Raw genomic sequence first — 17,088 nt, forward strand, 5'->3', positions numbered from 1 at the left:
GATGCGCCAAACCCGCAAAGGGTTGCCATGACTGATGCCAGTCGGTAGCCGCTAACGCTTGGGGGTAGTTTGCGCGTCAATGGGCTTTGGCCCGATGGGGAATCTACTGATGCGCGTTGCTCGCTTGGCCCTGGCTGTCCTTTCGGCGCTGTCCGCGCCGGCCTTCGCCGTGGAGATCGACGGCAAGATCGATCCGACCGAATGGCAGGGCGCCCAGCACGTCACCGATTTCCGCCAGGTGCAGCCGTTGAACGGGCAGCCGGCGTCGCAGCCGACCGAAGCCTGGATCCTGGCGACGCCCGAAGGCTTGGCGATCGCGTTCAAGAACGGGCAGCCGGCCGACGTGCCGCGCACGCGCCAAAAAGTGCAGCGCGACTTCGAAGACCAGGTCGACCGCGTCAACCTGATGATCGACTTCGACGGCGACGGCCGCACCGGCTACAACTTCACCGTCGCCTCCACCGGCGGCGTCGCCGATGCGGTGATCACCAACGAGAACAACTTCAACGACGACTGGGACGGCAATTGGAAGCACGCCGTCAGCGAGGAAGGCGATACCTGGTCGGTGGAGATGCTGATCCCCTGGTACATCGCGCCGATGCACAACGCGAACGGCGACAAGCGCCGCATGAAGATCTATCTGGACCGCGTGGTCGGCTCCACCGGCCAGCGCTCGGCCTGGCCGGTGGCCAGCTTCGAGCGCCCGCGTTTCCTGTCCGATTTCAGCCCGATCGAGGTGCAGAAGTACAGCCAAGCGCTATTGGCGATCACGCCCTATGTGTCGGGCCTGTACGACAACGTGCGCCGCGACAGCGACTTCGACGGCGGCGTCGACATCTTCTGGAAGCCCAACGGCCAGTTCCAAGCCACCGCGACCATCAATCCGGACTTCGGCCAGGTGGAGAGCGACGACCTGGTCGTCAATTTCAGCGCCACCGAGACTTTCATCAGCGACAAGCGCCCGTTCTTCACCGAGAACCAGGGCATTTTCGAATACACAACGCCGTCGGACTTCAGTCAGCTGCTGTATACGCGCCGGATAGGCGCGCCCGCCGACGACGGCAACGGCGCCGGCGACATCACCGCAGCGGTCAAGCTCAACGGCAGCTTCGGCCAGACCAAGTACGGCGTGTTCGCCGCCGACGAGGCGGACGAAGTCGGGCGCTCGTTCTACGCGCTGCGCCTAGTGCGCGATTTCAGCAACCAAAACCTGGGCTTCATGGCGACCCAGGTCGAACGTCCGTTCCTGGACCGCGATGCCACCGTGATGGGCATCGACCACAACTGGCGTCCGACGCCGCGCTGGAACGTGCGCACCCGCGTGTTCGGCAGCAAGATCGACCAGCGCGGCGAAACGGTCAGCGACACGGGCGCCACGGTCTGGGCCGACTACGAGATGGATCGCGGCTGGCGCCAGCAATGGATCGCGATGCACTTCGGCAACCATCTGGACATCAACGACGCCGGCTTCCTGTCGAGGAACAGCACCAATTATCTGCATTGGGAAGTGCGCAAGCGCTTCACCGAGCTCGCGGCCGATTCGCGCTACGCGTCCAAGGACTGGCGCGCTCGCGTCAGCACCAACCGCAACGATCACGGCGAAAAGCTCAACGATCAGTTCCGGCTCAGCCGCGAAGGCCGCTTGCGCAACGGCAGCTACGAATACGCCCAGATCAACGTCAACGGTCCTGGCGTCGACGATCTGCTGACCCGCGGTCACGGTTCGGTGCGGCGGCCGAGCAACTTCAACGCCAATTTCCAGTACGAGCGGCCTCGCAAAGGGCGCTGGGCGCATAACATCGAGGCGCAGCTGTTCACCGGCGGGCTGGCCGGCAACGACAAGATCGGCTGGAGCGTGGAATACGAGCCGACCTTCTTCATCAGCGACGCATTCAGCCTGTACGCCGGGCTCTACGCGGACGAGACGCCGGACTGGCTGCTATGGAGCCGCGACAACCTGATCGGCGGCTTCCGCGGCCGCGAGTGGCACATCAACGCCGGCATGAATTGGAACATCGACGAGAAGCAGGAGCTGCGCATCAAGCTGCAATCGCTGGCCTTGGATGCGCAATTGCGGCAAGCGTACCGGGTGGACGGGGCGGGCAACTCGATCCCCGTCAACGATCCCATCGACGATTTCAGCCTCAGCAATCTGGGCTTCCAGATCCGTTACCGCTACGAACTGGCGCCGCTGTCCTATCTATACATCGTGTACGGCCGCGGCGGCTTCGACCGGAACGAGTTCTCGGACGGCGCCGGGCATTTGTTCCGGGACAGCTTCGAGTTGCGGGATGCCGAGCAGTTGCTGGTGAAGTTCAGTTATCGGTTCGAGCTTTGATTTTTTCCTCTCGCCTTGTGGGAGAGGATGTCCCGAAGGGCGGTAGAGGGGAACGAGCGAAGCGAGCGCTTTCTACTGCAGCATTTCGTTAAGAGCCGAACCCTCTCCCTGGCGCTTCGCGCCTATCCCGCCCGGCCCTCGCTTACGCGAGGGCGTTCAGTGGCTTGCGAATCTGTGATTCGCAAGCAATGCCCTTCACCCCGTAAAAGGGAGAGGGGGAGCGGCAGCGTTGTTAAGGCTTCAACTCGCGGATATCCGCCGACCCGATCCGCCACGCCCGCTGCTCCGCGCTCGCGCCGTCCACCACTGCGCGGCGCAATACATAGGCGCCTACGTACTTGTGCACGCTGCCGTCGCTGCGCGTCGCGCTGATGGCGACCGGCACTTCGATGTAGCGCGAGCCGGCGGCGGCGTCGACGCGGCCCGGCGATTGGATTTCGACGTCGACCTTCGCGGTCTCGGCGAAACCCGCGGCGAATTGTTCGGGCGTTTGCCCGCTGCTGCGGCCGTCGTCCGACCATAGCGAGTAGGCGCGGGCGAAGCTGCGGCTGTTGATCGAATCGTAGTAATCGCGCACCACCGCGACCGCGTCTTCCGGCGTCGGCTCCGCGGCGGCCGTTTCTTGCGATTCCGCATCGCCGGTTTCCGCGGATGCGCCGCCGGGCAGCAGCCCGGTTTCGGGATTCTCCGGATCGACTTCGGCCCCGGGTTCTTCCGTCGATTCCGGCGCGGGGGCTTCGCCGCCCACCGTCGCGACTTGTCCCGGGCCGGGCTTGTCGGGCATGCCGGTGATGGAGCCCGAAGCGCCGGCGGGCGCGGGCAAACCTTCTTGCTCGGCTTGCGCTTGTTTGTCGGCGGCCGAATCGCGTCCTTTGCAAGCCGCGAGCGGCGTCAACAAAACCAGCGATAAACAAACCGCCAAAATAGGCTTCATCCGGAATCCTCTCATTGCAACCGCACCACGACGCGGCCGCGATCGATGTCGACCCTGCCGATGCGTTTGCCGGCGGGCAGTTTTTCCAGCAAATCCGGGTCGAGCCGATATACCGGTTCGCTGCGGGCGTATTCGGCGAGCAGGCTGTTGACCACGCCGCGCGCGCCGCCTTTGATCAGCGAGCCGGAGCCGGGCAGGTCGAATTGCAGCAATTCCGGATCGGTCAAATGCAGGCCCTGCGTCGAGGCGTCGTAGCGCAAGCCGCTGCTCAGCGCCAAGTGGCCGGTCGGGGCGCCTTGGCCGCCGAGCGCGCCGATGCCCATGTCGAATTCCAGCCGCAGGCGATGCTCGCCCGGCGGCAGCGATAGCCGCGGATTGGCCAGCCTGATCGATACCAGGCCGCCGAGCTTGTCGAAATCGCGCGGGAAGCGGTTGTCCAGATAGCGCTGCAATTGCGGCGCGCCGAACGAGACTTCGTCGTTCAACCAAGCCGTTACTGCGCCGAGAGTGGAGCAAGCGGCGAGGATCGCCGCGAGCGCCGCAACGGCGGAAGTGCGGAACAAACGCATGCGGACTCCATGGTTTTCGGCGCAGCCTACGCGCCGACGGTGAACGGGCGATTAGCGCGGTGCGCGGCTCATTCCTTCAGCACGATCCGGTGCGGCTGCAGATAGGCGATCAGCAAGCCCAGCAGCAGGAAGCGGACGATGTCGAAAGCGATCTGCTTGACCGCCAGCGCGCCGGGCATCGGCTGCACGGCGTAATAGATCAGATGCATCGGCACGACCGAAAGCAGGGCCACGGCCAAGCCGAAGCGCAGGCCTTGCGCGGCGGTCGAACGCCCTTCCGAAAAGCCGAACCGGTAAAGCCAGGTCATGGCGAAACCGATCAGCACGTCGGCCAACACCATCCAGCCGAAGTATGGCTGCGAATCCTCTTGCGTACGCAGGAGGGTTCCGATCAAAGGCGCGTAGTCGCTCTTCAGCAGCCAGCCATGCACCACGAAACCCGTGAGCAAGGCGGCTACCGACATCGCCAGTCCGCAAATCCAGAAACGCTTGTCCATGGGAACTCCGGAAACCGAGGCGGCGTTCGCGGCCGATGTTACTAGAACCGCGGCGGCGGCGGACGGCTTCAGCGCCTGGCCGAGTCCGCTTGCGCCGCCGGCTGCGCGCGCAGCAGCGGCAGCGGATCGTAGGCGCCGCTGCGGCCGTAGATGCCGTAATGCAGATGCGGCGGCGTGCCGCGCGCATTGCCGGTATCGCCGACCGAGCCGAGCCGTTCGCCGGCTTCCACCACGCGCCCGGCGCGCAGGCCTTCGGCCCAATCCCGCAGATGGGCGTAGTAATGGCGCTCGTGCGCCGGACCGATCACCCACACCTGTTTGCCGCCCAAGTCGCCTTCGCGCACGGACACGACCAGGCCGCGCGTCGTGCTGCGCACAGCGGTGCCGCGCGGCGCGAAAATGTCGACGCCGGCGTGGGTGCGGTCGCGTCCGCGCGGCGCGCCGAAAGTGTCGGCGATGCGGCGCGCGGCGACGCCTTCGACGGGGCTAGGCAGCGCGGTCGGCGCCGGCAGGCGCGACAATTCCCACCAGGTGCGCGGCCAGGCCATGAAAGGCTGGCGCCATGCCCAGATCGCGGCGATGGCCAGCACGGCCGCAAACGCGGCGATTTTCGGCAGCGTGCGCATCCGGCGTCGCGCCGCTCAGCCGGCCGATGTGCGGACTTGTTCTTCCAGCTTGGCCTTCAGCGCGTCGTCCAGCTTCAGTTGGCGCGCCAGCTCGTCCAGATAGGCGCGTTCCATGAAGCTCTGATCGTCGGCGGCGAGCACGCTGGCCAGGTACATTTCGGACGCCATCTCCGGCGTGGCGGCGGCGCTCGCGACTTCGGCCGGATCCAGCGGGCGCTCCAATTCGGCGCTGAGCCAGCCGCGCAATTCGGCGTCTTCGTCGATGCGGCTGAATTCGCCTTCGATCACCGACTTTTCGCGCGCATCGATATGGCCGTCGGCCTTGGCGGCGGCGACCAGCGCCTTCAGGATCGCGCGGCTGTGCAGCTCGGCTTCCGCAGGCGGCAGGCGATCGAGCGTGCGCGGCTCGACCGGTTGGCCTTGCTGCTGCTTGTGCTCGTTATAAGCCTTGTAGGCCATCACGCCGAGCGCGGCGAGGCCGCCGTAAGTCGCCAGTTTGCGCGTGGTGCGGTTGCGACCGAGCAATAGGCCGAGCGCGCCGCCGGCGAGCGCTCCTTTGCCGAAATCGGCATTGAGCAGCCCGCCGCTTTGCTGCTGCGTTTGCCCTGCCGGTTTCTGGCCGCCGAGCAATCCATCCAATCCATTTGAGCCGAGGCCCTGTTGCGCGGTCTTCAGCAGGCGGTCGAGGAAACCTTGGGCGCTCATCTTCGATGCTCCATCGCGGGTGTTCCAAGCGTAATGAGGGCGTGCGGCCGCGCTTCAAGCCGGCAGCGCGATCAGTGGCGATGTTGCAGCGCCAAACGCAGGCCCAGGCCGACGAACACGCCGCCGATCAGGCGCTGCCGCCAACGCGCCACGCGCGGACTCGCGCTCAAGCGGCGGCCGAAACGGCCGATGGCGAAGGCGAGCAGGGAGCTGTGGGTGAAGCCGATCATCGACAGCAATATCCCCGGCACGAGGAACTGCAGCCAAACCCAACCGCGTTCCGGATGCACGAACTGCGGCAGAAAGGCGAGGAAGAACACCGCCACCTTGGGATTCAACACGCCGGTCATCACCGAACGCTTGTAGACGTGCGCGGCGGGCGTCGGTGCGGAGGCCGCGGCTTCCGCATCGCCGCGCTCGCGCCAAGCCTTGATGCCTAGCCAGACCAGATAAGCGGCGCCGGCCCATTTCAAAGCCTCGAAAGCGAGCGCCGAAGCGGCGAGCAGCGCGGACAGGCCGAGGCCGGCGGCGAGCGCGTGGATCAGCGTCGCGGTCTCCAATCCCAATCCCGCCTGCAGACCGCGGCGCGTGCCGCCGGCGACGGTTTGCGCGACGATCCAAGCCGTGCCCGGGCCGGGAATAAGCACCAGCACCACCGCGGCGGCGAGATAGGCGAACAGCGTCGGGGCGTCGAACAAGAACATTGCCGCATCGCTCCGGGAACGGGCGATCAGCCTAGCGCGATGCGCGTCGCCATGGATACACCGCTGCGTTGCGCGGATTCAGCCGGGCCGCTTGGCGGCGGCGTTCTTCGCCATGCCGATGATCGCGGTGAGGATCGCGCCCGCGACGCCGCCGCCGACGACCTGGCCGGCCAGCGCGCCGACATCGAGGCCCGCGGCTTGCGCGGTGTTGGCCAGGAAACCGATTTGCTGCATCAGGGCGCCGCCGCCGATGCCGCCGATCAGGCCGACGATCGTATTGCCCATCGCGCCCAAGCCTTTTTCTTTCAGCGCCGCTCCCGCCGCGCCGCCCCCGACCGCGCCCGAAACCGCATTCACAAGCAGACCGACGATATCCATCGACTTACTCCTGTGCTGATGAGTGTGAGCCGCCGCCGCGAGCTCCCCTGCGGCGACGACCGGCCGATCATGGACTCATTCGCCCGGCCGTGCACGCTGCGGCGGCGCCCATCGCCAGCAGGCGAGGGCGAGCGCGGCGAAAGCGGTATAGGCGGCGACGAAGGCCCATCCGGGCGCATCGAAGAAGATCAGCCGCGACAGCCAATGCTCGACGAAGGATTCGGCGTATGCGTCTTGGCCGGCGCGGGCGCGCAGGGTTTGTTCCCAGACCGTCAGCGGACAAAGCCGGCCGAGCCAGGCTTGCAACGCGATGAACAGCAGCAGCGCCACATGCGCGGCGCGGAAAGAGAAGTTGCGGATCCAGCGCCAACGACGCCAGGCGCCGATCAGAATCCCGATCTGGCCGAAGACCACGAAGGCGACGATACCTACGTGCAGCGCCAGGATGGCGTCGGCGAGTAATGAGGCGCTAGCGGGAGACAACGCGTCCACGACGCGTATTCAACGCCGCGGCCGGCGCGGACGCCGGCCGAAGCGAACCGCGCGGAACGGCGAAAGCGCCGTTCCGGCGGAGATTGCGATGCGATCAGGCGGCAGCGTCTTTCAGCTTCTTCAGCGCGCGGACCTTGACCTTGACCGAAGCCGGCTTGGCCGCGAACCACTGCTCTTCGCCGGTGAACGGGTTCTTGCCCTTGCGCTTTGGCTTGGCCGGCACGGCGACCGAGGTCACCTTGAACAGGCCCGGCAGGGTGAACGAACCGGCGCCCTTCTTGCTGATCGAACCGGCGATCGCCGATTCCAGCGAGGCCAGCACGGCTTTGACGTCCTTGCCCAGCACGCCGCTAGCTTCGGCGATGTGGGAGACCAGGCCGGACTTGCTCAGCGCTTCCTTGATCGGCTTAGCCGGGCCAGCCTTAGCGGCGGCTTTCTTCGGAGCGGCCTTCTTAGCGGCTTTTTTCGCACTCTTTGCCATAGTGATCCTGTCGATACTCTTGGTTGGTTGTCTGGGCCGACCCCGTCGGCAAGCGAAATGTAGGGCATGCGAAGCCGCGCGCCAAGCCTTTTTTTCAGGCATTTGAAAGAAATCGATGGAAGGGGATGCTGGGAAAGCAAGGAGATGATGCCGACGCGGCATCTCGTAGCCCGGGGGAGCGAAGCGATACCCGGGGCTTTTTCCTAGTAGAAACAGCGCTTACTCGCCTTTCTTGCGAGACGACTCGAAACTACCGCCCCAATCTTTCGGCAGGGTTCCAACGCTGCAGAAACGATGGAACGAGTGCGACCAGTCCGAGACGCGCTCCGCCAGACCGTGTTTCACCGGGTTGAAGTGGATGTAGTCGATATGGCGCGACAGGTCCGTCTCGTCGCGGATCGCATATTCCCAGAAACGAGGTTGCCAGACGGCACGTTCGTTGCGGCGTCTGCGGCGGGCATTGAAGCCACGTGCAGAGAGTGCGGCGGTGAATTGGGTCTTGATGAGCCTCCAGCGCATTGAATAGGCGGTATCGCCTTCCGGCAATGTCCACAGGCAGTGCAGGTGGTCCGGCAGAACAACGATGGCGTCGGTGCGGAACGGATGCCGCTTCTGTATACCGACGTAAGCTTGGCGAAGGCCTTCGATATGTTCCGTCAGCAGCCGCTGCGAGCGATCATTGAGCGTCAGTGTGAAGAAATACGTATGGCCAGGAAGGCGTTGTCGGCGATAGAGGACCATGTAGCCATGGTCGCCGCTCGGCATGCCGACATGGAATCGGGATATGACCTATCGCCATGTCAGAGTAGCCCGGGTGGAGCGAAGCGATACCCGGGACGCTATCTATGCGCGCCAAAAAAAGCCCCGGGTATCGCTTCGCTCCACCCGGGCTACGGTTAATCTTCCTCGTGTTTCGGCTTGTAAGCCTCGACGAGCTTCTGCTGCACCGCGGCGGGCACCGGTTCGTAATGGCTGAAATCCAGCGAATAGCGCCCGCGTCCGGCGGTGACCGACTTCAGCTCGGCCGCATAGCCTTCCAACTCGGACAGCGGCACTTGCGCCTTGACCACGATCTCGCCGCCGCGCGCCGAATCGGTGCCGTTGATGCGCGCGCGCTTGCTGGCCAGGCCGCCGCTGATGTCGCCCATGTGCTGTTCGGGCGCGTTGACGTCCAGGTCGACGATCGGTTCGAGCACCTGCGGCTTGGCTTTGCCGATCGCGTCCAGGAACGCCTTCTTGCCCGCGGCGACGAAGGCGACTTCCTTGCTGTCGACCGGATGGTGCTTGCCGTCGTAGACGATCACGCGCACGTCCTGCATCGGATAGCCGGCGATCGCGCCGCCCGACAGCACCTGACGCACGCCTTTCTCGACCGCGGGCAGGAATTGGCCCGGAATCGTGCCGCCTTTGACCTCGTCGACGAATTCGAAGCCGCCGCCGCGCGGCAGCGGTTCGATGCGCAGGAACACCTCGCCGAACTGACCGGCGCCGCCGGTCTGCTTCTTGTGGCGATGATGGCCCTCGGCCTTGGCGCTGACCGTTTCGCGGTAGGCGATGCGCGGCGGGCGGGTCGTCACGTCGACGGCGTACTTGTCCTTCAAACGTTGCAGATTGACCCGCAAATGCAGATCCGACAGGCCGCGGATCACGGTCTCGTTGGTTTCGGCCTCGTGCTCGACGTGGAAGCAGGGGTCTTCCTCGGCCAGCTTGTGCAACGCGGTGGCCAGCTTCTGTTCCTGGCCCTTGCTGGCGGCGTTGATCGCCAAACCGAACATCGGCTTGGGGAACGACAGCGGCGCCAGGTGGATGTGGTCCTCGTCGTGGCTGTCGTGCAGCACCGCGTCGAAGTGGAGCTCGTCGACCTTGGCGACCGCGGCGATGTCGCCGGGCACCGCCTGCGCGATTTCGGTGTGGTCCTTGCCCTTCAGCTTGAACAGGTGCGCGACCTTGAACGGCTTCTTGCCGTCGTCGACGAACAGTTGGGTGTCCTTCTTCACCGTGCCTTGGTAGACGCGGAATACGCCGAGCTTGCCGACGAAGGGATCGTTGACGATGCGGAACACGTCGGCGATGACGTGCGCCTTGGCGTCCGGTTTCGCTTCGATGGTCTGCGCGCCGTCTCCGGCGCCTTTCCGGAACGGCGGCGGATTGGCTTCGCCGGGATGCGGGAACAGCTTCTCGGCGATGTCCAGCAATTCTTTGGTGCCGGCGCCGCTGCGCGCCGACACGAAACAGACCGGCACCAGATGGCCTTCGCGCAGGCATTGTTCGAAAGCGTCGTGCAATTCCTGGCCGCTCAGGCCGGATTCGCCCAAATCGAGATAGTGGTCCATCACCGTTTCGTTGATCTCGACCACTTGGTCGATGATCTTCTGGTGCCAATCGGCGACCGGACCGAGATCGCTCTCGCCCGAAGACTGGCCGAAGCAGTCGACCACCTTCTTGCCGCCGTCCGCCGGCAAGTTCAGCGGCAACACTTCTTGGCCGAAGGTCTCGCGCAGATCGTCGAGCAAGCGGGCGATGTTGGCGCCTTCGTGGTCGATCTTGTTGACCACGATCGCCCGGCACAGATTTCGCGCCTTGGCGTGCTCCATCATCCGCCTCGTCCCGTAGCCGATGCCCGCGTCGGCGTCGACCACGATCGCGACGGTCTCCACCGCGGCCAGCGCCGAAAGGGTGGGGCCGCGGAAATCGGGATAGCCGGGCGTGTCGATCAGATTGACGTGGATGCCTGCATGGTCGGTGCTGGCGATGGCGGCGTCGATAGAGTGGCCGCGTTCCTTTTCCAGCGGATCGAAGTCGGAGACCGTGGTGCCGCGTTCGATCGTGCCTGCCGTCTGGACGGTGCCGCCGGCATGCAGCAGGGCTTCGAAAAGCGTTGTTTTGCCGGCGCCAGGGTGGCCCGCGAGAGCCACGTTGCGGATTTGTTCTGTGCTGTAGGACATGAGTCCGTCTCTCCCTTGGCTGGGTCGAAGAGGACGTCATGGTCGGCATGCGGAGGGCGCTGCCGGATCGCTTTGCCGAGGCAGGCGAGCCGCGCGCCGGTCATGGCGGAAGGACACCTTAGCGCGGGCGCGCCGCGATGCCCAGACCCATTGCCGCTGCGCCGCAACATGGCAACGCTTCAATAACATTCCGCCGATTAGTCTGATCGGCGATTGCGGCATCCACCCTCACGGAGAACGATATGGGCATCTCGCGCCACGCCACCGCGCATTGGGAAGGCGACCTGAAAACCGGCCAGGGCCAGCTGAGCACCCCGCAAAGCGGTCTGATGGACAACACCCGTTACGGCTTCAACAGCCGCTTCGGCGACGTCAAAGGCACCAATCCGGAAGAACTGATCGCCGCCGCGCACGCCGGCTGCTTCACCATGGCCTTGTCAGCCAAGCTCACCGAAGCCGGGCATCCGCCGGAAGCCTTGGACACGCGCGCCGAAGTGGACCTGTCGATGGAAGGCGGACCGACGATCAGCGCGATCCGGCTGAAGACCAAAGCCAAGATCCCCGGCATCGACGCGGCCAAATTCCGCGCGGTGGCCGACGACGCCAAGCAGAACTGCCCGGTGTCCAAAGCGCTGAGCGCGGTGCCGATCACGCTGGAAGCGGAGTTGGTCTGACGGCTTCCGCTTGAGCCCTCTCCCGCTTGCGGGAGAGGGTTGGGTGAGGGCGCGCAAAGGCGCACATCGCCGCGTCCGTTTCATTTTTTCGGTGCTTTGAACGATCTTGAGGATCCGATAGTTTCGTCGCGATCGGCTGCCCCGCGCGCCCTCACCCTAGCCCTCTCCCGCAAGCGGGAGAGGGGAGGCTATTCGCCCAAACTCAAACTCAGCATCACTCTGCGCTCGGGTTCGTAGGACTGAATGCCGCTGCCGCCGACGATCCAGGCGTATTTGTTGGTCGCGTTGTACACCCGCATGCGCAAGGCAGCCGGTTTGCCGCCGAGCGAAAAGCGATAGCGCGCGCCGACGTTGAGTAAGGTATAGCCGGGCGTCCGGCGCAGGTTGCGGTCGTCCGCCGGCTTGGGCCCGTAATAAGTGGCGTCGGCATCGAGCGAGAAGCCGCGCCACGCCGGCGGCGCGTAGTCGAAGCTGGCCAGCGCCAGCTTCGACGAACGTCCGACGGGACGTTCGCCGATGTCTCCGGATTCCACGCGCTCGCCGCTCAGCCGCAGCTTCATCCACGAAGCGCCGGCCACGACCCGCAGGCCTTCGGCCAATTCGCCGGCGGCGGAAAGCTCGATGCCGCGATGCTCCACATCTTCCATGAAACGGTAGACGCCGTTCGCGTCGAAACCCGGATCGGGCTTGCGGATCCGGAATACGGTGCCGAGCAGCGTCAGCGCCGGCGCCGGTTGCCATTTCGCGCCGACTTCCGATTGGCGCGCCAGGATCGGCGGCAGCGCTTCGAAACGGTTGCTCGCGTTCTCGGGCGCGATGCCGGCCTCTTCGATGCCGCGCGTAGTGGCGGCGAACGCCGTGATCCGTTGCGATAGCGGCACGACGATCGCCCCATTGTGAAGCCAGGCTTGCGAACGCCGCGCGCTGCTCGCGCCGTCGGCGGGGAACGCCGTTTCGTCGATGCCCACGCGGCGCAGCCCCACGTTGGCGGCGAAGCCGTTGCGATGGCGGAATTGCCAGCCCAGCCCGGCTTCGCGCTGCTCGACGCGGGCGCGCGATTGCCGCTCCTCCGCGTCTTCCGGCGCAGGCAGCGACGGCACATCGCCCCAAATCGAAGCGGGACCGACGGCGAACGTCGAGACGCGCGGGCTGCGGTAGTCCGAGCGCCTGGCGCGGGCCAGCAGAACCAGTTCGTTGCGATGCGTCGCGCGCGTCCAATCGCGGCGCGCGACGCTTTCGAGCGCGCGCGAATCGATGCCGCGGTCGCGCGCGACCACGACCGAAGCGTCGGCGCGGCCTTCCGCGTCGATGCTGTCGAACAGGTTGAAGTCCGAACGCGGACGGTCGACGCGCGAGCGGATCGCCGAGAACGCGTAGTCCCAAGCGTTGGCCTCCGCATCGGTCGCGACGATGAGGCCGGAGGTCGTGTTGCGCGTATCGAACCGCGACCATGTCTGGCCGAGATAACGCAGGCGGTCGGGTTCGGGCAGCCGCACGCCCGCGGCCGGCGCGAAGCCGACGTCGGTTTGATAGCGCTGCATGTAGACGCCGTGGAATCCGGTGGCTTGCCAGCGCTCGCCCCACCGCATCCGCGGCACGATGCCGGCGCTGCGGTACTTGGCTTCGTTGCCGAAGATGTAGCGCGCGCTCGGCGACCCCAACGCGCCGCCGGCCACCGAGAAGCGGCCGTCGTCGCTGCGGCGCGCGAAGAAGGCGCGCAGATAAGGCCGCGGATTGCTGTCGAGCAGATGCTGGAAGCCCAGTTCCACGCGGGTGCGTTCGCGATCGCCCGAGAGCAACGAATATTGGACGATGCCCGAGGGCGCCGGAAAATCGAGCGGCAGGGCGCTGGCGCCGACCCGGATCTGCGACGAGGCGACGAGGGTGTCCGGCGGCGACGCCGCGCGCACGAAATAAGCGTCGCCGATCCGGTAATTCCCCGCTTGCTGCAGATCGAAGCCGCGCACCAGCGATTCGGAGTACAGGCCGATGCTTTCCTGACCGATGCGGCTGCCGAAAGCGTCGTCGGCGCCGCCGATCGCGTTGTCCTGGGCGCGCGCTTCGGCGGTGAGCAGGCCGAGCAGGGCGGCGCAGGCTTTCAGTTCGGGACGCGAAGCCCGTCGGAGGGCGGGAAAGTCGGAGGGCGGCATGAGGCGCGGTCGGCAGTCGGTATGCGCGCATGCTGTCGACGGTGCGGCTGTTGACATAGCGCAACGATCGATGATGAGCTGTGCGCGCCATGCACAGCTCGCAGACCCTGCCGCCGCTGGACGGTTTGACCGCCGTGGTCGCCGCGCACCGCACCGGTTCCTTCACCGCGGCCGCCGAGTCGCTGGAGCTGACCCACGGCGCCGTGAGTCGGCGCGTGCAGGCGGTGGAACGCTGGCTGGGCACGCCACTGTTCGAACGTCATGGACGCGGCGTCCGGACGACGCCGGCCGGGCAGCGCTTCGTGGCCCAGGTCGAACAGGCCTTGGGCGCGATCCGCGATTCCGCGGACCGTTGGCGCCCGCGCCGCGAGTTGCCGACGGTGCGGATCAGCGTGGTGCCTTCCTTCGCGCGGTTGTGGTTGCTGCCGCGTTTGCCGGCGTTGCAGGAATCGCCGGCGCGGCGCCGCATCGAACTGCTGGTCGAGCATCGCGTCTCCGACCTCGCGGCGGGCGAAAGCGATCTGTCGGTGCGCTACGGCCGCGGCCAATGGCGCGGCGCGCGCGCGCAGTTGCTGTTCGCCGAACAATTGTTCCCGGTCGCCGCGCCGGAACTGGCGGCGAACCTCGGCGGCCAAGCCAAGCCCGCGCGGTTGGCGGAGATGCCGCTGCTGCACGATTCGGACACCAGCCAGTGGCGCGCTTGGCTCGGCGAGCAGGGAGTGCGTTTCCGGGCCAAGGCGGCCGATCGGCGTTTCGAAGACTACGACTTGGTGCTGGCCGCGGCGCAGGCGGGCCTGGGCGTCGCGCTGCTGCGCTCGCCTTTGGCCGATCAGGCGCTCGCGCAAGGCGGATTGGTGCGCGTGTCGCGGCAGGCGATCCGCAACGTCGCCGGCCACTATGTCGTGTCGTCGGCCAGCGAAGACCGCGTCGCCGTGCTGCAAGTCGCGGATCTGTTGCTGTCGATGACGGCGGCGCTGCGGCGATGAAGTCGGCCCTGCTGCTGCACGGCGCCGGCGGCGGCGCTTGGGAATGGAATCTTTGGCGCGGCGTGCTGCAGGCGCATGGTGTGGAAGTCGCGGCGCCCGACTTGCAACCCGCTGCCGCGGGTTTGTCCGCGACGGCGTGGTCCGATTATCTGGCGCAAGCGCAAGAAGCCCTGCTCGCGCTGCCGCGCCCGCGCGCCGCGATCGGCGCCAGCTTGGGAGGCTTGTTGGCCGCAGCGATCGCCGAGGCGGCCGATGCCTTGGTGCTGGTGAATCCGCTGCCGCCAGCGCCCTGGCACGGGCAAGTGCCGCAGCGCGTGCGCGCGGGCGTGATTCCGTGGCGCCGCGAAGCGCGGCTGTCGTCCACGCGGCGCGCGCTGCCCGACGCCGATGCGGCGAGCGCGCTGTACGCGTTTCGGCGCTGGCGCGACGAGAGCGGTTTGGCCCTGCGCGAAGCGGCGGCCGGCGTCGCGATCGCGCGGCCGCATTGCCGGGTGCTTTGCATCGTTTCCGAAGACGACGAGGACGTACCGGCCGCCGTCACGGCGGCTTGGGCGCAAAACTGGAGCGCCGAACTGATCCGCCTTGATTCGGCCAGTCACGTCGGCGCCTTGCTCGGCCGCAGCGCGGCGGACGCCGCTGGGCAAACGGCGGCTTGGCTGTCGGCCAGGTGAATACGCCGGAGGTCCGATCGCTGTAATCGGTTTCGATTCAGCACGCCTTTACCGGCCGAGCCCTAGTTTGCGAACCGCGCCCTTCCGGCGTCCGGAGCACACCATGAAACGCCTCGCCACTTCGATCCTCGCCCTGGGTTTGGTCGCCGCCGTCGGCACCGCCTCGGCGCAGTCGTCGGGGTATTACTCCCAGTACGGCCAGCCGACCGTCGACCGTTACGGCCAGTCCTCGGGCAGTTATTACGACTATGCGCGCGTGCTGCGCGTGGATCCGGTGATCCAATCCGGCTACGGCAACAGCAACACCGGCTACTACCGCAACGATCAGCAGCGTTGCTACACGCGCAACGACGGTTACGTTTACGACGACGGCTACGACGGCAGCAATGGTTACGGCCGCGACGGCTATTACGACCGCGACGGTTATCGCCGCAACGAGGGTTATTACGGCAACGACGGCTATCGCGGCACCGAAACCGGCCGCACCGTCGCCACCGTGGTCGGCGGCGTGGTTGGCGCGGTGATCGGCAGCAAGGTCGGCGGCGGTTCCGGGCGCTACGTCGCTTCGGCGCTGGGCACCATGGCCGGCGGCATGGCCGGCCGCGCGATCTACGACCAGAACGCGCGCCAACGCCGCAACGCCAGCGTCACCGTCTGCGATCCAGAGCCGGTGCGCGACGGTTATCGCGGCAACGATTACGGCTACAGCCGGGTCAACGACGGCCGCGTGTCCGGCTACGACGTCACCTACCAGTACAACGGCCGCACCTACACCACTCGGACGGATTATCATCCCGGCGACAGGATCCGGGTCCGCGTCGACGTGCGGCCCGAGTGATCGAACCGCTTTGCGTGGGAGAGTGGGAAGGGACCGAAAGGTCCCTTCTCTTTTTCCGGACGCCGCGCGAGCCCGTTCCGTGACCGCTTAGGCGGCCGATGCCCATCGCCGCAGGGTAGGATCGGTCGCCGCGCCGCGCGAGGGGACGTTATGCAAGACAGCCTGCTGGTCAAAATCGCCTTGCCGATCGCCATCGCCGTCATCATGTGCGGCATCGGCATGACCTTGAGCGGCGGCGATTTCCGCCGCATCGCGCAACGTCCCAAGCCCGTGCTGATCGGCATCCTGGGCCATTACGCGCTGCTGCCGCTGCTCGGTTTCGCGGCGGCATGGCTGTTTCCGATGCCGGCGGAGCTGGCGATCGGACTGGTGCTGGTTGCCGCTTGCCCCAGCGGCACTACGTCGAACGCGCTGACCTATCTGGCGCGCGGCAACGTCGCGCTGGCGGTGACGCTCACCGTGATCAGCGCCTTGGTCACCTTCCTCAGCGTGCCGCTGCTGGTGAACTTGGCTTTGCAGGTGTTCGGCGGCGAAGCGCGCGACATCCGTCTGCCGGTAGGCCAAACCATCCTGCACTTGGCCGCCCTGGTGCTGGCGCCGGTGCTGATCGGCATGGCGGTGCGCCGTTGGGCGCCGGCGTTCGCGCAACGCCTCGAGCCTTGGGTGAGCCGGTTCGCGCTTGGGTTCCTGGTGCTGTTGATCGTCGCGATCGCCGTGTCCGAGCGCGAAAACCTGCCGGCCTGGTTCGCGCAAATGGGCCCGGCGGCGCTGACCTTGTGCTGCGCCGCGGTCGGCCTGGGTTTCCTGCTGGGCCGCATCAGCGGTTTGGAACTGCGCGATGCGATCACCATCGGCATGGAAGTGGGCGTGCAGAACAGCACGTTGGCGATCGTGATCGCGCTGACGTTGCTGCAATCGCCGCAGGTCGCGCTGCCCGGCGCCGTCTACGGATTGCTGATGTATCTGCCGGCTTTGGCGATGGTGGTGTCGGGCAGGCGCGCAGTGGCGCGCGGTGAAGCTTCGCCGCCCGCTGCCGGATGATCCGAGCTGGCGTTCGCCGCTTATCTTTGTAGAGCGGAGCTTGCTCCGCTGCCTTTCGG

The 17,088-nt window shown here is 66.4% G+C and carries 18 protein-coding genes; 6 read left to right on the forward strand and 12 right to left on the reverse strand.

Annotated features, from left to right (window positions below):
• The first annotated feature begins 109 nt into the window (after positions 1-109).
• Positions 110-2,338, forward strand: a complete 2,229-nt coding sequence (locus FCE95_RS12690) for a DUF5916 domain-containing protein (protein ID WP_137267373.1) — start codon at positions 110-112, stop codon at positions 2,336-2,338.
• A gap of 232 nt (positions 2,339-2,570) precedes the next feature.
• Here FCE95_RS12690 and FCE95_RS12695 read toward each other — a convergent pair whose 3' ends face one another.
• From FCE95_RS12695 to fusA, 11 genes are all read right to left on the reverse strand, one after another.
• Entirely contained in the window at positions 2,571-3,272 is a 702-nt protein-coding gene (locus FCE95_RS12695) for a hypothetical protein (protein ID WP_137267374.1), read from the reverse strand.
• Positions 3,273-3,283: 11 nt separating this feature from the next.
• The gene (locus FCE95_RS12700) at positions 3,284-3,841 is read right to left on the reverse strand and encodes a DUF1439 domain-containing protein (protein ID WP_137267375.1); all 558 of its coding nucleotides are present in this window, start codon (positions 3,839-3,841) and stop codon (positions 3,284-3,286) included.
• Positions 3,842-3,909: 68 nt separating this feature from the next.
• Positions 3,910-4,338: a hypothetical protein gene (locus FCE95_RS12705; RefSeq protein ID WP_137267376.1), complete on the reverse strand. Its 429-nt coding sequence runs from the start codon at positions 4,336-4,338 to the stop codon at positions 3,910-3,912.
• 68 nt (positions 4,339-4,406) lie between these two features.
• Positions 4,407-4,964, reverse strand: a complete 558-nt coding sequence (locus tag FCE95_RS12710) for a M23 family metallopeptidase (RefSeq protein WP_137267377.1) — start codon at positions 4,962-4,964, stop codon at positions 4,407-4,409.
• A gap of 15 nt (positions 4,965-4,979) precedes the next feature.
• Positions 4,980-5,669 (reverse strand): tellurite resistance TerB family protein, encoded by a 690-nt coding sequence (locus FCE95_RS12715; RefSeq protein ID WP_137267378.1) that lies wholly within the window; start codon positions 5,667-5,669, stop codon positions 4,980-4,982.
• A gap of 71 nt (positions 5,670-5,740) precedes the next feature.
• A complete protein-coding gene (locus FCE95_RS12720) occupies positions 5,741-6,373 on the reverse strand; it encodes a LysE family translocator (protein WP_137267379.1) in 633 nt (210 codons plus the stop codon).
• Between the two features lie 78 nt (positions 6,374-6,451).
• Positions 6,452-6,751 (reverse strand): hypothetical protein, encoded by a 300-nt coding sequence (locus tag FCE95_RS12725; protein ID WP_137267380.1) that lies wholly within the window; start codon positions 6,749-6,751, stop codon positions 6,452-6,454.
• A gap of 75 nt (positions 6,752-6,826) precedes the next feature.
• Complete coding sequence (locus FCE95_RS12730) at positions 6,827-7,243, reverse strand: DUF2784 domain-containing protein (RefSeq protein WP_189644743.1); 417 nt, start codon at positions 7,241-7,243, stop codon at positions 6,827-6,829.
• 94 nt (positions 7,244-7,337) lie between these two features.
• Positions 7,338-7,724 (reverse strand): HU family DNA-binding protein, encoded by a 387-nt coding sequence (locus FCE95_RS12735; protein WP_137267382.1) that lies wholly within the window; start codon positions 7,722-7,724, stop codon positions 7,338-7,340.
• A 219-nt stretch (positions 7,725-7,943) separates the two neighbouring features.
• Positions 7,944-8,465, reverse strand: a complete 522-nt coding sequence (locus FCE95_RS12740) for an REP-associated tyrosine transposase (protein WP_137267383.1) — start codon at positions 8,463-8,465, stop codon at positions 7,944-7,946.
• Positions 8,466-8,620: 155 nt separating this feature from the next.
• The gene (gene fusA / locus FCE95_RS12745; protein WP_137267384.1) at positions 8,621-10,669 is read right to left on the reverse strand and encodes an elongation factor G; all 2,049 of its coding nucleotides are present in this window, start codon (positions 10,667-10,669) and stop codon (positions 8,621-8,623) included.
• Positions 10,670-10,911: 242 nt separating this feature from the next.
• Between fusA and FCE95_RS12750 the strand changes: the two genes are divergently transcribed.
• Entirely contained in the window at positions 10,912-11,343 is a 432-nt protein-coding gene (locus FCE95_RS12750) for an OsmC family protein (RefSeq protein WP_137267385.1), read from the forward strand.
• 188 nt (positions 11,344-11,531) lie between these two features.
• On the opposite strand, the gene FCE95_RS12755 is transcribed toward FCE95_RS12750, so the two are convergent.
• Entirely contained in the window at positions 11,532-13,493 is a 1,962-nt protein-coding gene (locus FCE95_RS12755) for a TonB-dependent siderophore receptor (RefSeq protein ID WP_189644744.1), read from the reverse strand.
• A gap of 89 nt (positions 13,494-13,582) precedes the next feature.
• On the opposite strand from FCE95_RS12755, the gene FCE95_RS12760 reads away from it, so the two are divergent.
• The 4 genes from FCE95_RS12760 to FCE95_RS12775 all read left to right on the forward strand — a co-directional run bounded on the left by FCE95_RS12760 (position 13,583) and on the right by FCE95_RS12775 (position 17,029).
• On the forward strand, positions 13,583-14,479 hold the full coding sequence (locus FCE95_RS12760; protein WP_137267387.1) for a LysR substrate-binding domain-containing protein: 897 nt from the start codon (positions 13,583-13,585) through the stop codon (positions 14,477-14,479).
• Complete coding sequence (locus tag FCE95_RS12765) at positions 14,476-15,150, forward strand: alpha/beta hydrolase (RefSeq protein WP_137267388.1); 675 nt, start codon at positions 14,476-14,478, stop codon at positions 15,148-15,150. The genes FCE95_RS12760 and FCE95_RS12765 overlap by 4 nt, the downstream gene beginning before the upstream one ends.
• Before the next feature lie 103 nt (positions 15,151-15,253).
• Positions 15,254-15,988 (forward strand): glycine zipper 2TM domain-containing protein, encoded by a 735-nt coding sequence (locus FCE95_RS12770; protein WP_137267389.1) that lies wholly within the window; start codon positions 15,254-15,256, stop codon positions 15,986-15,988.
• A 150-nt stretch (positions 15,989-16,138) separates the two neighbouring features.
• On the forward strand, positions 16,139-17,029 hold the full coding sequence (locus FCE95_RS12775; protein WP_137267390.1) for a bile acid:sodium symporter family protein: 891 nt from the start codon (positions 16,139-16,141) through the stop codon (positions 17,027-17,029).
• Positions 17,030-17,088 lie beyond the last annotated feature (59 nt).

The organism is Luteimonas gilva (assembly GCF_005239095.1).
Lineage (GTDB): Bacteria > Pseudomonadota > Gammaproteobacteria > Xanthomonadales > Xanthomonadaceae > Luteimonas_C > Luteimonas_C gilva.